This is a genomic window from Acidimicrobiia bacterium (assembly GCA_040881685.1).
In the GTDB taxonomy this organism is placed as follows: Bacteria; Actinomycetota; Acidimicrobiia; order IMCC26256; family PALSA-555; genus SHVJ01.
Map to the genome: position 1 here is coordinate 1 of JBBECS010000048.1, position 12,714 is coordinate 12,714.

A 12,714-nucleotide genomic window follows, 5' to 3' on the forward strand; every position below is an offset into this window, starting at 1 on the left:
CCGTGAGGGTGGCCGCACCGTCGGCGCCGGCCGCGTCACCAAGATCAACAAGTAGTCGAATGGCGGACTCGAAAGGCCAGAAGATCCGGATCCGCCTGAAGGCTTACGACCACGAGATCATCGACCAGTCGACGAAGAAGATCGTCGAGACGGTCGTGCGCACGCAGGCAAAGGTGCGCGGCCCGGTGCCGCTTCCCACGGAGATCCGCCGGTTCTGCGTGGTGCGGTCACCGCACGTGGACAAGGACTCGCGCGAGCACTTCGAGATGCGTATCCACAAGCGCCTCCTCGACATCGTCGAGCCCACCGGCAAGACCGTCGAGTCCCTCCAGCGCCTCGACCTCCCCGCCGGCGTCGACATCGAGATCAAGATCCAAACCACGTAACGCCGGGCGTCCGCGTCCGCGCCCACCCCACCCCACCCCCCCGAGCCCCGACCCAACGAGCAAGTGACGCTCAGGGTCAAATACGGGACCTTTGCGTCACTTGCTCGCGTTCCGCCCGACCCCATTAGCCCCGGAACCGTTGAATCGCTAGTATTTCCAGGCTCTGTCCGGTGGGGCCTCACCTCGCCCGGCCGACGATGCGTAGTCCGGAAGTCTGGTCAACCTACGTCCGCGCAGGCTGCGCCCGACGCAGAACCGTGCGGCACAACCGAGATGGCGCTCCGCCGGTCCCTCGGGCCGGGGGAGCGTTCGCGTGGACACAAGAAGTTTCGGACGGAAGAACGAAAGAGAAGAACGAGCGAGATGGCAGTCAAAGGGATCTTGGGCCGCAAGGTGGGCATGACCCAGGTCTGGGACGCGGAGAACCGGGTGATCCCGGTGACGGTGATCCAGGCCGGGCCTTGTCGCGTCGTGCAGCTCAAGACCCCTGAGCGCGACGGGTACGCGGCGGTCCAGCTCGCGTTCGGCGCGACGAAGGAAGCCCGGCTGAACAAGCCCGAGCTCGGCCACTTGAAAAAGGCCAACGCCGAGCCAGCTCGCACGCTCGCTGAGGTCCGGGTCGAGGATCTCTCCCCGTATCAAGTGGGTCAGGTGATCGCTGCCGACGTGTTCAGCGCCGGCGAGCGGGTCGACGTCACCGGCATCAGCAAGGGCAAGGGCTTCGCCGGTGTCATGAAACGCCACAACTTCAAGGGCCAGGGCGCCAGCCACGGCAACCACAAGGCGCACCGCGTGCCCGGCGCGATCGGTGCGTGCGCAACGCCGTCGCGCGTCTTCAAGGGCATGCGCATGCCGGGACAGATGGGTTCACAGAAAGTCACCACGCTGAACCTCGAAGTTGTCGAGGGCGACGCCGAGCGCGGCCTGCTCCTCATCAAGGGATCCGTGCCCGGTCCGGCCGGTTGTCTGGTGTTCGTGCGCAACGCGGTCAAGGGCGGCCCCGCCACGTTCACACCGCGCGCCGAGGAGCCCACGCCCGACGAAGCACCCGCGCCGGAAGCCGAGGGTGACGTCGAGGTCGTGGCAGACGCCGAGGCCGACGAGGAACCGACACCCGAACCGGAGCCCGAGGTCGAGGAGGTGGCGTCATGAAGCTCGACGTCACGTCCCCGAAGGGCACGAAGGCCGGCACCGTGGACGCGCCAGACGATCTCTTCGGCATTGAGCCGAACACCGCGGTCCTGCACCAGGTCATCACCGCGCAGCTCGCACACAAGCGCTCCGGCACGCACAGCACGAAGACCCGCGCCGAGGTCGCTGGCGGTGGCGCCAAGCCGTGGCGCCAGAAGGGCACCGGTCGGGCGCGCCACGGTTCGATCCGCTCGCCGCAGTGGCGCGGCGGTGGCATCGCGCACGGCCCCAAGCCGCGTGACTACTCGCAGCGCACGCCGAAGAAGATGGTTCGCTTGGCCCTCCAGTCGGCATTGTCGGACCGGGCCTCCGACGGGCGGGTGAAGGTGATCGACGCGTGGGGCATCGACGAGCCGCGCACCAAGGACGCCGTCGCATTGCTCACCGCGCTCGGGCTACGGCCCAAGGACGAACGCGCGCCTCGAGTGCTGCTCGTCCTGGATCGTCTGGAGCGTGCCACCTGGCTCTCGTTCCGCAACCTCGGCACGCGCGTGCAGATCGTGGTGCCCGAAGAGCTGAACGCGTACGACATCATCCTGAGCGATTGGGTCGTGTTCTCCAAGACGACGCTCGAGACGACGATCGCGAAGTTCTCGGGATCGAATGCCTCCAAGTCCTTGCCGACGGCAGCTGAGCGAGCGCCCGCGGACGGGGTACCCCCGGCCGCAGCGAGCGAAGCAAGAGAGGAGGCGAGCACGTGAGCCGCGACCCACGCGACATCGTGCTCCAGCCGATCGTGTCGGAGAAGTCGTACGCCGCGTACGACAGCGGCGTCTACACGTTCCTCGTCGCGCCCGACGCCAACAAGATTGAGATCAAGCAGGCCATCGAGGCCATCTTCAACGTCAAGGTCAAGAACGTGAACACGCTGAACCGCAAGGGGAAGCGCAAGCGCAATCGTCGCACCGGCTCGTTCGGCAGCCGCGCCGCTCAGAAGCGCGCGGTCGTCACGCTTGCGGGCGACGACAAGATCGAGATCTTCGGGAGCTAGCTGACCATGCCAATCCGAAAGCGAAAGCCAACCAGTCCCGGCCGCCGGTTCCAGACCGTCTCCGACTTCGCCGAGATCACGCGCGACAAGCCGGAGCGGTCGCTCACGCGCCCGAAGCCGCAGACCGGTGGACGCAACGCGTACGGGCGCATGACGGCGAGGCACAAGGGCGGCGGTCACAAGCAGCGCTACCGCTTGGTGGACTTCCGCCGCGAGAAGGACGACGTGCCCGCCAAGGTCGCGGCGATCGAGTACGACCCGAACCGCAACGCGCGCATCGCGCTGCTGCACTACCTCGATGGCGAGAAGCGCTACATCATCGCCCCCTCCGGGGTTGCCGTCGGCGACATGCTCCAGAGCGGTCACGGCGCCGAGATCCGCCCGGGCAACGCGATGGCGTTGCGTTATATCCCGGTCGGAACGATCGTGCACAACGTGGAGCTCAAGCCGGGCGCGGGCGGCAAGCTCGGGCGCGGCGCGGGCACCGCGATCCAGCTCGTCGCCAAGGAAGGGCAGTTCGCCACGTTGCGCCTGCCGTCCACCGAGATGCGCCGCGTCCCCATCGACTGCCGCGGCACGATCGGCGCGGTTGGCAATGCCGAGGCGTCGCTGGTGAAGATCGGCAAGGCCGGTCGCAACCGCTGGAAGGGCAAGCGCCCGCACACGCGCGGCGTCGCCATGAACCCGGTCGACCACCCGCTCGGGGGCGGCGAGGGCAAGGCGTCCGGTGGTCGTCACCCGGTGTCGCCGTGGGGCAAGCCCGAGGGCCGCACCCGCAGCAAGAAGAAGAAGTCCGGTGAGCAGATCGTGCGCCGCCGCCGCGGCCGTGGAAGTCGGAGGTAGCGCGAGATGCCACGCAGCCTGAAGAAGGGCCCGTTCGTCGACGACCACCTCGCCAAGAAGGTGGAGCAGCAGAACTCGGCCAACGACAAGAAGGTCATCAAGACGTGGTCCCGTCGTTCCACCGTCACGCCCGAGATGGTGGGTCACACGATCGCGGTCCACGACGGCCGCAAGCATGTGCCGATCTACATCAGCGAGGCGATGGTCGGCCACAAGTTGGGCGAGTTCGCACCCACCCGTACGTTCCGGATCCACGCGGGGCAAGAGCGATCCGCGAGGCGAGAGCGTGCCTGAGACCGCCGCCCGCCTCCGCTATCTGCGGACCTCGCCCACGAAGATCCGCCCGGTGCTCAGACTGATCGCCGGGCAGGACATCGCGAACGCGCGCGACACGCTCCGTCTGTGCGAGCGCTCGGTCGCGCGCGACGTCGGCAAGCTGCTCGACTCGGCGGTGGCCAACGCCGAGCACAACGATCACGTGCCCGAGGACGAGCTGTTCGTCGCGAGGGCGTTCGCCGACGAAGGGCCCATCCTCAAGCGTTGGCGTCCGCGCGCTCGAGGCCGGGGTGTGCGCATCAACAAGCGAACGAGCCACATCACGATCATCGTGTCCCGCTTCGAGGGCGACGATCTCGAGAACCACCAGAGGGCGGCAGCCACTGGCCCCGCCCGCCCACGTCCAACCCGGCGAGCCAAGCCCGCGGCGGAAGAGCACGATCACGACCATGACCACGATCACGACGAGGACGCGCCCACCAAGAAGGCCGCGCCCGTGAGGAAGACGGCCAAGAAGACCGCCAAGAAGACCGCCAAGAAGACCGCCAAGAAGGCTGAGCCGGCCAAGAAGTCGGCGAAGAAGACCACCAAGAAGGCGACGAAGAAGACCACGAAGAAGCGTGCGCCGAGGAAGGGTGACTGATGGGCCAGAAGGTCAACCCCTACGGGTTCCGGCTCGGGATCACCACCGACTGGAAGTCGCGGTGGTTCGCGGAGAACAAGGAGTACACCGACAGCCTCATCGAGGACTGGGAGATCCGCGACTACCTCCGCCAGCAGCTCCCGCACGCGGCCGTTAGCCGCGTCGAGATCGAGCGCACGCGCGACCGACTTCGAGTCGACGTCTACACGGCGCGTCCCGGCATCGTCATCGGTCGTCGAGGGTCTGAAGCCGACAAGTTGCGCGCCGGGCTCATGAAGATCACCGGCAACCCGAAGATCCACTTCAACATCCAGGAGATCAAGCAGCCCGAGCTCGACGCCACCCTCATCGCGCAGGGCGTCGCCGATCAGCTCGCTGGCCGCGTCTCGTTCCGGCGGGCCATGAAGCGCGCCGTGCAGACGGCCATGAAGGCCGGTGCCCAGGGCATTCGCGTGCAGTGCGGCGGTCGCCTCGGTGGCGCCGAGATGTCGCGCAAGGAGTGGTACCGCGAAGGTCGGGTGCCGCTGCACACGTTGCGTGCCGACATCGACTACGGCGGGGCCGAAGCCCGCACGACGTTCGGGCGGATCGGCGTCAAGGTCTGGATCTACAAGGGCGAGATCCTGCCCTACAAGTCTGCGGCCGAAGACAAAGTCATTCGCGAGGCGGCCATGGCCGTCGGCGAGACCTCGGGTGAAGCCACGCCGCGCCGGCGCGTCATCAGCGCAGGCGGCGGACGCCGTCGTCGCGAAGAGACGGTCGAGGTCTCGGTCGACACCGCGACCGACGAAGCACCCGAAGAGGCCACGCCGCTGGTCAAGGAGGCCGACCCCGAGCTCGAGCGTCTCCTCGCGGAAGAGGAAGAGATCGAGCGCCGGACCCGCCAGCAACACGAGACGCCGAAGTTCCACGGCGGCGACTCAGAGGACTGAGGTGCCGACCATGACGATCTTTCCTACGGCTGCGGAGCGAACGGAGCGGATGGAGCGCAGCGGAAGTAGCGGAGTGGGAGCGCAGCAATCGTGTTGATGCCGAAGAAGATGAAGCACCGCAAGGTGCAGCGGGGACGCCGCAAGGGCCAAGCCAAGGGTGGCACGCGCGTGCATTTCGGCGACTTCGGCATCCAGGCGCTCGAGCCGGGCTGGATCACGAACCGCCAGATCGAAGCCGCCCGAATCGCGATGACCCGCCACATCAAGCGCGGCGGCAAGGTGTGGATCACGGTCTTCCCCGACAAGCCGGTCACCCAGAAGCCGGCCGAGACCCGCATGGGATCGGGCAAGGGCAACCCAGAGCACTGGGTTGCGGTGGTCAAGCCGGGGCGCGTGATGTTCGAGCTCTCCGGTGTGAGCGAGACGACCGCTCGTGAGGCCATGCGCCTCGCGATGCACAAGCTCCCGATCAAGACGCGCTTCGTCGTGCGCACCGAGGAGGCGTGATGACCGCGCCGATCAAGGAGCTGCGCGACCTGAGCGACGGCGAGCTCGTGACGCGCCTGCGCACGTCCAAGGAAGAGCTGTTCAACCTGCGCTTCCAGAACGCGACCGGGCAGCTGGACAACAACTCCCGGATCGGGTGGATCAAGAAGGACATCGCGCGCTGCGAGACGCTCCTCCGCGAGCGGGAGATCGACGCAGCCGAGTCAGAGATGGTCGAGGGCCGCTGATGGCCACGGAGACGAGCGGAGCCCTGGCCGGACGGCCGGTAGGGCGGAGCGGAGGCGACCAATGAAGGAGACTGAAGCACGTCCGAACCGCAGAAAGCTGCGGGAGGGCACGGTCGTGTCCGCGAAGATGGACAAGACCGTCGTCGTCGCGGTCACTGACCGCGTCCGCCATCGCCGCTACGGCAAGACCCTCCAACGCACGCGCAAGTTCTACGCCCAAGACGACACCAACGACGCCCGCGAGGGCGATCGAGTCCGCATCACCGAGACGCGCCCGCTCTCGAAGCTCAAGCGCTGGCGCGTCATCGAAGTCCTGGAGAGAGCCCGCTAAAGCCATGATCCAGCAGGAGTCACGACTCAAAGTCGCCGACAATTCCGGCGCACGCGAGGTCTTGTGCATCAAGGTCCTCGGCGGCACTCGGCGTCGCTACGCGGGCATCGGCGACATCTTCGTCGCGACGGTGAAGGACGCCGTCCCGGGTGCACCGGTCAAGAAGGGCGAAGTCGTCAAGTGCGTGGTCGTGCGCACGAAGAAGGAGCGGCGTCGTCCCGACGGGAGCTACATCCGCTTCGACGAGAACGCGGCCGTGCTGATCAACGACCAGATGCAACCGCGCGGTACGCGCATCTTCGGCCCGGTCGGTCGCGAGCTGCGCGACCGCCGGTTCATGCGCATCGTGTCCCTCGCCCCGGAGGTGCTCTGAGATGAGCAACACCGCTCCCAAGCTCAAGCTCCGCAAGGGCGATCGCGTGGTGGTCCTCTCCGGCAAAGACCTCGGCAAGGAAGGCGAGATCACCCGCGTGATCCCCGAGCGGCGCATGGTGATCGTCGACGGCGTGAACATGGCGAAGCGTCACCAGCGCGCCACGAAGGCCACGTCGCAGGGCGGCATCATCGACAAGGACATGGCGATCCCGATCGCGAACGTCGCCATCGTCTGCCCTGGGTGCGGACGCAGCCGCGTCGGCTACCGCGTCGAAGGCGGCGACAAGGTCCGCATCTGCAAGAAGTGCGGGAAGGACATATGAGCGCAACGGCCGCGGGCGGGGTATCCCCAGAAATGCTGGCAGAGAGCGAATCGAGGTGATGATGGCCGGCACCACCACGCGCGAGAAGCCGCGCCTGAAGGCCAAGTACGACGACGAGATCCGCGCCACGCTTCAGCGCGAGCTCGCGCTCGAGAACGTCATGGAGGTGCCGCGCCTCGAGAAGATCGTCTTGAACTGCGGTGTCGGCCTGGCCACACAACAGGCTTCGCTGCTGGACGGCGCGGTCGCCGACCTGAGCGTCATCACCGGTCAGAAGCCACTCGTGACCAAGGCGAAGAAGTCGATCGCGGGGTTCAAGCTCCGCGAGGGCAACGCGATCGGCGCCAAGGTCACATTGCGCGGCGACCGGATGTGGGAGTTCTTCGACCGGCTCGTGAGCCTCGCGATCCCCCGCATCCGCGACTTCCGCGGAATGAACACCAAGTCTTTCGACGGCCGCGGCAACTACACGTTCGGTGTGACCGAGCAGCTGATCTTCCCGGAGATCGATTACGACAAGATCGACACGGTGCGTGGCATGGACATCACGATCGTCACCACCGCGACCACCGACGACCAAGGGCGCGCCCTGTTGCGCGCTCTCGGGTTCCCGTTCCGCCGTGACACCGGCGAGGAGAGCTAGCCGATGGCGAAGAAGGCATTGATCCAGAAGCAGCAGCGCAAGCCGAAGTTCAAGGTGCGCGCGTACACGCGATGCCGTCGGTGTGGCCGGGCGCGCTCGGTGTACAAGAAGTTCGCGCTGTGTCGGATCTGCTTCCGTGAGATGGCGCATGCCGGCGAGATCCCCGGCGTGACGAAGGCTTCGTGGTGAGGGGGGTCAGCTCGTGACGATGACCGACCCCGTGGCCGACATGCTCACGCGCATCCGCAACGCCAACGTGGCCTTCCACGATGACGTCGTGATGCCGGCGTCGAAGCTCAAGGAGGCGCTGGCGAAGATCCTCGCTCGCGAGGGCTACATCACCGACTTCGCATTGGAAGACGACCCGGGGCGCCCGGGCCAGAAGCTGCGCATCGTGATGAAGTACACCCAGGACCGCAAGCGCACGATCTCCGGGCTGCGTCGCGTCTCGAAGCCCGGCCTCCGCGTGTACACGAAGGCAACCGATGTGCCGCGCGTGCTCGGCGGCATGGGGATCGCCATCCTTTCCACCAATCAGGGTCTCGTGACCGACCGTGAAGCGCGTCAGCGCAAGCTCGGCGGCGAGATCCTCTGTCACGTCTGGTAGGAGCAGAACCCATGTCCCGTGTCGGCCAAGAGCCAATTCCGATCCCCTCCGGGGTCGAGGTCGTGGTCGAGGGCGCGCGCGTGCGCGTGAAGGGCCCGAAGGGCGAGCTCGAGCACGAAGCACCGGGCGCGATCGCTGTCGCACGCGAGGGCGACGACCTCGTGGTCACCCGACCCGACGACGAGCGCGGGAACCGCGCGCTGCACGGTCTGACCCGATCCCTCGTGGCCAACATGGTCACCGGCGTGTCGGAGGGCTTCGTGCGCGAGCTCGAGATCGTCGGAGTGGGCTACCGAGCCACCGCGCAAGGGCCGTCAAAGTTGGAGCTCCAGCTCGGCTTCTCGCACTCGGTGCAGTTCGAAGCCCCCGACGGCGTCACGTTCGAGGTGCCCCAGCCCACGCGCATCACAGTGCGCGGGTGCGACAAGCAGCTCGTGGGCCAGGTCGCCGCCAACATCCGCAAGATCCGCAAGCCCGAGCCCTACAAGGGCAAGGGCATCCGCTACGCCGATGAGCGCGTGCTGCGCAAGGCCGGCAAGTCGGCCAAGTAGGGAACGGGAAGGTCATGCTCCAGAAGGTCGCGAGCCGCAACCGCAGGCACCGCCGTGTGCGCAAGCACGTGCGAGGCACTGCCGCGCGCCCGCGCCTGTCAGTGTTTCGCTCGGCGCGGCACGTCTATGCGCAGGTGATCGACGACGCGAGCGGACGCACGATCGCATCCGCCTCCACGATGGAGAAGGACGCGCGAGGTGGCGTGACCGCCAACGTGGACGCAGCAAAGAGCGTCGGCAAGCGAGTTGGGGAGCGCGCGAAGGCGGCTGGGATCTCGACAGTGGTATTCGACCGTGGCGGCTATCGGTACCACGGACGTGTCGCGGCAGTCGCCGACGGCGCCCGCGAAGCAGGACTGGAGTTCTAGATGCGAGGCGAAAAGCGAGGAAATGCGCCGCAGGTACCCTGCGGCGCCCGAGCTAAGGCCCGAGCGGCCCGGCGCTGCGCGCCGAGAGCGGGAGATGTGAGCTAGTGCCCGAAGGTCAGTACGAAGAGCGTGTAATCGCGATCAACCGCGTCGCCAAGGTGGTCAAGGGCGGCCGGCGGTTCTCGTTCACCGCGCTCGTTGTCGTGGGTGACGGTGAAGGAAACGTCGGCCTCGGGTACGGCAAGGCGAAGGAAGTTCCGGCCGCTATCCAGAAGGGGATGGAAGAGGGCCGCAAGAACATCTTCAGCGTGCCGCTCGCTGGCTCCACGATCACGCACCAGATCATCGGCGAGCACGACGCAGCGCGGGTGCTGCTCAAGCCGGCTGCGCCCGGAACCGGTGTGATCGCCGGTGGTGCGGCACGCGCCATCCTCGAGGCCGCAGGAGTGCATGACGTGCTGGCGAAGTCGCTCGGATCGTCGAACGCGATCAACGTGTCGCGCGCGACGATCGAAGGGTTGCGCTCGCTCCGGCGACCAGAGGAGGTCGCGGCGCTGCGAGGCAAGTCGGCCGAAGAAGTGTCCACCGCCGGCATGTTGCGTGCGTATCGCGAGCGCAACTCGCCCAAGCCTGAGGTCACGGAGGTCGCGTGATGAGGCGAGGAATTGCGCCGCAGGCACCCTGCGGCGCCCGAGCCGGGGCCCGAGCGGCCCGGCGCGCAGCGCCGAGAGCGGGAAAGTAGATGGCTGGAACCCTCAAGATCACCCAGATCCGCTCCGCCATCGGCACCAAGCCGAAGCAGCGGGGCACCCTGCGTGCCCTCGGCCTGCGCCGCATCAACCAGACTGTTGAGCTCCCGGACCGGCCCGAGATCCGCGGCATGGTGGGTCGGGTGCCGCACCTCGTGAAAGTGGAAGAGGCATGACCATCAAGCTGCACGATCTGAAACCGCCGAAGGGCTCGAAGACGCCGCGCCGGCGCGTCGGGCGCGGCATCGGTGGCAAGGGCGGGAAGACCGCGGGTCGGGGCATGAAGGGCCAAGGCGCGCGCTCCAACATCAAGCCGGGCTTCGAAGGTGGGCAGACGCCGCTGCACCGTCGCACACCCAAGGCGCGGGGCTTCCGCAACCCGTTCCGGGTCGAGTACGCCGTCGTCAACCTCGACACGCTCGAGCTCTTCGACGCGACCACGGTCGTCGATCCCGACGCGCTCCGCGCGAAGGGACTCGTCGCGAAACAGGGTCTCGTGAAGGTGCTCGGCGGCGGTCAGGTCACCAAGGGACTCACCGTCAAGGCGCACGCATTCTCCGCGAGCGCGAAGCGCGCGATCGAGGGTGCCGGCGGAACGACCGAGGTCATTCCGGCGCCGTGGGGCGACCGACGGCCTGCGGCCGGCGGCAACAACGCACTGACCAACCGTTAGGCTGACCGAGCCGCTGGCGAAAGGCAGGCCTGGCACCAATGCTCTCCCGCCTCCGGAACATGTTCCGGGTTCCGGACCTCCGGACCAAGATCCTTTTCACGCTGCTGATCGTCGGCGTGTATCGCTTGGGCGCGCACATTCCCGTGCCGTACGTGGACTTCAACGCGATCAAGGATCTTCAAGAGGGTGCGAAGAACAGCGGTGTGGTCGGTTTCCTCGACCTCTTCTCCGGCGGCGCGATCACGAACGTCGCGGTGTTCTTCCTCGGGATCATGCCGTACATCACGGCGTCGATCATCATGCAGCTGCTCGGCGTGGTCATCCCGAAGCTCGAGCAGTGGCAGCAGGAAGGCCAGACCGGCCAGAAGAAGATCACACAGTGGACGCGATACCTCACCGTCGCGCTCGCGCTCATGCAGTCCACGGGCTTCGTGTTCGCGCTTCACGAGGGAAAGGGTGGCCTGATCGGGCTGAGCGCGGGCTTGCCCGACAACATCGACTTCATCCCCGACTTCTCCGCCGGCCGCGCCGCGCTCATCGTCATGACGTGGACGGCCGGTACCGCGCTCGTGATGTGGCTCGGCGAGCTCATCACCCAGCGCGGCGTCGGCAACGGGATGTCGATCCTGATCTTCGCGTCGGTGGTGTCGTCGTTGCCCGCACAGGGTGGTGCCGTCTACAGCGAGGGAAGCGAGCTCCAGTTCTTCGTCGTGCTCGCCATCGGCATCGCCATGATCGTGGCCATCGTGTTCGTGGAGTCGGGGCAACGCCGAATCCCCGTGCAGTTCGCCAAACGGGTGGTCGGCCGTCGCATGTACGGCGGGCAGAGCACGTACATCCCGTTGAAGGTGAACCAGTCGGGCGTGATCCCGGTGATCTTCGCCAGCTCGATCTTGTCGTTCCCCGCGCTGATCGCGAGCGTCCTACCCAGCAGCGGATTCGGGCTCGACGTCCAAGACTTCATCAACAAGAACCTGGTCAACAACCAGGGTTGGTTCTACATCGGCTTCTATACACTGCTCATCATCTTCTTCGCCTACTTCTACACGGCCATCGCGTTCAACCCTGCCCAACAGGCCGACATCATCCGCAAGCAGGGTGGCTTCATCCCCGGCATCCGCCCCGGCCCACCCACCGAGAAGTACCTGGCGAAGACGTTGAACCGCATCACGTTGCCCGGCTCTCTCTTCCTCGCGGTGATCGCCATCGCACCGCTCCTTGTGTTCGCGCTGTGGGACATCGAGCAGTTCCCATTCGGCGGCACCGCGCTGCTCATCACCGTGGGCGTGGCCCTCGAGACGATGAAGCAGATCGATAGCCAGCTGATGATGCGCAACTACGAGGGCTTCCTCACCTAGGTCTCTGATGACGAACCGCGGCCCACATCTTGTGCTGTTGGGAAAGCAGGGTGCCGGCAAGGGCACCCAGGCTTCCCAGCTCGCCGAGCACTACGGCGTGTTGCACCTCGCAACCGGCGACTTGTTCCGCGCGGCCATCACCGAGGGCACGCCGCTCGGTCTCGAGGCGCAGTCGTACATGGACCGCGGTGAGCTCGTCCCCGACGAGACGGTGATCGGTGTGGTCGAGGAGGTGCTGGATCGGTCGTCGGCGGTGAAGAAGGGCTTCGTGCTGGACGGCTTCCCGCGCACCGTTCCGCAAGCCGAAGAGCTCGAGCGCGTCACCGCCGACAGCCCGCTCGACGTCGTGATCGACCTCGACGTCCCGACGGAGATCGTGCTCCACCGCATCGCCGGTCGGCGCGTGTGCGTGCAATGCCAGACGAACTACCACGTGGACAGTCCGCCGAAGGAGGGCTGGATCTGTGACGTGTGCGGCGGCGACGTCGTCCAGCGTGACGATGACACCGAGGACGCGGTGATGCGGCGCCTCGAGCTCTGGGAGCTCCAGACCCTGCCGCTCATCCAGTTCTACCGGCGGCGCGGTCTCCTGGCCCACGTGGACGGCACCGGCGACAGCGACGACGTGTTTGAGTCGCTGGTGGCCACCGTCGAGCTCCGCATGGGGGACTCCCGGTGAGGCGAGCGACCGCGCCGCAGGTACCCTGCGGCGCAGCGAGCCGGTCGCCGAAGTGGAGAGG

Annotated in this window: 22 protein-coding genes and 1 pseudogene; all 23 read left to right on the plus strand. The window is 66.8% G+C overall.

The window, feature by feature from the left end; translation table 11 throughout:
- Window positions 1-59: 59 nt before the first annotated feature.
- The 23 genes and pseudogenes from rpsJ (at window position 60) to WEE69_12470 (ending at window position 12,653) form a co-directional block, all read left to right on the plus strand.
- On the plus strand, window positions 60-386 hold the full coding sequence (gene rpsJ, locus WEE69_12360) for a 30S ribosomal protein S10 (GenBank protein ID MEX1146088.1): 327 nt from the start codon (window positions 60-62) through the stop codon (window positions 384-386).
- A 363-nt stretch (window positions 387-749) separates the two neighbouring features.
- A pseudogene (rplC, locus tag WEE69_12365) lies at window positions 750-1,385 on the plus strand (50S ribosomal protein L3).
- Between the two features lie 149 nt (window positions 1,386-1,534).
- Complete coding sequence (rplD, locus tag WEE69_12370; GenBank protein ID MEX1146089.1) at window positions 1,535-2,278, plus strand: 50S ribosomal protein L4; 744 nt, start codon at window positions 1,535-1,537, stop codon at window positions 2,276-2,278.
- The gene (gene rplW, locus WEE69_12375; protein MEX1146090.1) at window positions 2,275-2,568 is read left to right on the plus strand and encodes a 50S ribosomal protein L23; all 294 of its coding nucleotides are present in this window, start codon (window positions 2,275-2,277) and stop codon (window positions 2,566-2,568) included. Before rplD ends, rplW begins: the two co-directional genes overlap by 4 nt.
- A gap of 6 nt (window positions 2,569-2,574) precedes the next feature.
- Window positions 2,575-3,411 carry a 50S ribosomal protein L2 gene (gene rplB, locus WEE69_12380; GenBank protein MEX1146091.1) on the plus strand — a complete coding sequence of 279 codons (837 nt, stop codon included), beginning with the start codon at window positions 2,575-2,577 and terminating at the stop codon, window positions 3,409-3,411.
- 6 nt (window positions 3,412-3,417) lie between these two features.
- Window positions 3,418-3,705, plus strand: coding sequence for a 30S ribosomal protein S19 (rpsS, locus tag WEE69_12385; GenBank protein MEX1146092.1), 288 nt, complete (start codon window positions 3,418-3,420; stop codon window positions 3,703-3,705).
- Window positions 3,698-4,330, plus strand: a complete 633-nt coding sequence (gene rplV, locus WEE69_12390; protein MEX1146093.1) for a 50S ribosomal protein L22 — start codon at window positions 3,698-3,700, stop codon at window positions 4,328-4,330. Before rpsS ends, rplV begins: the two co-directional genes overlap by 8 nt.
- The gene (gene rpsC / locus WEE69_12395) at window positions 4,330-5,262 is read left to right on the plus strand and encodes a 30S ribosomal protein S3 (GenBank protein ID MEX1146094.1); all 933 of its coding nucleotides are present in this window, start codon (window positions 4,330-4,332) and stop codon (window positions 5,260-5,262) included. Before rplV ends, rpsC begins: the two co-directional genes overlap by 1 nt.
- 90 nt (window positions 5,263-5,352) lie before the next feature.
- A complete protein-coding gene (gene rplP, locus WEE69_12400) occupies window positions 5,353-5,769 on the plus strand; it encodes a 50S ribosomal protein L16 (protein ID MEX1146095.1) in 417 nt (138 codons plus the stop codon).
- On the plus strand, window positions 5,769-5,996 hold the full coding sequence (gene rpmC / locus WEE69_12405; GenBank protein ID MEX1146096.1) for a 50S ribosomal protein L29: 228 nt from the start codon (window positions 5,769-5,771) through the stop codon (window positions 5,994-5,996). Before rplP ends, rpmC begins: the two co-directional genes overlap by 1 nt.
- 61 nt (window positions 5,997-6,057) lie before the next feature.
- Entirely contained in the window at window positions 6,058-6,327 is a 270-nt protein-coding gene (gene rpsQ / locus WEE69_12410) for a 30S ribosomal protein S17 (GenBank protein ID MEX1146097.1), read from the plus strand.
- A 4-nt stretch (window positions 6,328-6,331) separates the two neighbouring features.
- Window positions 6,332-6,700, plus strand: coding sequence for a 50S ribosomal protein L14 (gene rplN, locus WEE69_12415; GenBank protein ID MEX1146098.1), 369 nt, complete (start codon window positions 6,332-6,334; stop codon window positions 6,698-6,700).
- A 1-nt stretch (window position 6,701) separates the two neighbouring features.
- Window positions 6,702-7,025, plus strand: coding sequence for a 50S ribosomal protein L24 (rplX, locus tag WEE69_12420; protein ID MEX1146099.1), 324 nt, complete (start codon window positions 6,702-6,704; stop codon window positions 7,023-7,025).
- Window positions 7,026-7,086: 61 nt separating this feature from the next.
- Window positions 7,087-7,668: a 50S ribosomal protein L5 gene (gene rplE, locus WEE69_12425; protein MEX1146100.1), complete on the plus strand. Its 582-nt coding sequence runs from the start codon at window positions 7,087-7,089 to the stop codon at window positions 7,666-7,668.
- A 3-nt stretch (window positions 7,669-7,671) separates the two neighbouring features.
- Window positions 7,672-7,857 (plus strand): type Z 30S ribosomal protein S14, encoded by a 186-nt coding sequence (locus WEE69_12430; GenBank protein ID MEX1146101.1) that lies wholly within the window; start codon window positions 7,672-7,674, stop codon window positions 7,855-7,857.
- A 13-nt stretch (window positions 7,858-7,870) separates the two neighbouring features.
- On the plus strand, window positions 7,871-8,275 hold the full coding sequence (gene rpsH, locus WEE69_12435; protein ID MEX1146102.1) for a 30S ribosomal protein S8: 405 nt from the start codon (window positions 7,871-7,873) through the stop codon (window positions 8,273-8,275).
- Between the two features lie 11 nt (window positions 8,276-8,286).
- Window positions 8,287-8,826 carry a 50S ribosomal protein L6 gene (gene rplF, locus WEE69_12440; protein MEX1146103.1) on the plus strand — a complete coding sequence of 180 codons (540 nt, stop codon included), beginning with the start codon at window positions 8,287-8,289 and terminating at the stop codon, window positions 8,824-8,826.
- A 14-nt stretch (window positions 8,827-8,840) separates the two neighbouring features.
- Window positions 8,841-9,194 (plus strand): 50S ribosomal protein L18, encoded by a 354-nt coding sequence (gene rplR / locus WEE69_12445; GenBank protein ID MEX1146104.1) that lies wholly within the window; start codon window positions 8,841-8,843, stop codon window positions 9,192-9,194.
- Between the two features lie 104 nt (window positions 9,195-9,298).
- Window positions 9,299-9,847 carry a 30S ribosomal protein S5 gene (gene rpsE, locus WEE69_12450; GenBank protein MEX1146105.1) on the plus strand — a complete coding sequence of 183 codons (549 nt, stop codon included), beginning with the start codon at window positions 9,299-9,301 and terminating at the stop codon, window positions 9,845-9,847.
- 89 nt (window positions 9,848-9,936) lie between these two features.
- Entirely contained in the window at window positions 9,937-10,119 is a 183-nt protein-coding gene (gene rpmD / locus WEE69_12455; GenBank protein MEX1146106.1) for a 50S ribosomal protein L30, read from the plus strand.
- Window positions 10,120-10,121: 2 nt separating this feature from the next.
- On the plus strand, window positions 10,122-10,616 hold the full coding sequence (rplO, locus tag WEE69_12460) for a 50S ribosomal protein L15 (GenBank protein ID MEX1146107.1): 495 nt from the start codon (window positions 10,122-10,124) through the stop codon (window positions 10,614-10,616).
- A gap of 38 nt (window positions 10,617-10,654) precedes the next feature.
- On the plus strand, window positions 10,655-11,974 hold the full coding sequence (secY, locus tag WEE69_12465) for a preprotein translocase subunit SecY (GenBank protein MEX1146108.1): 1,320 nt from the start codon (window positions 10,655-10,657) through the stop codon (window positions 11,972-11,974).
- A 7-nt stretch (window positions 11,975-11,981) separates the two neighbouring features.
- The gene (locus tag WEE69_12470; GenBank protein ID MEX1146109.1) at window positions 11,982-12,653 is read left to right on the plus strand and encodes an adenylate kinase; all 672 of its coding nucleotides are present in this window, start codon (window positions 11,982-11,984) and stop codon (window positions 12,651-12,653) included.
- The last annotated feature ends 61 nt before the right edge of the window (window positions 12,654-12,714 follow it).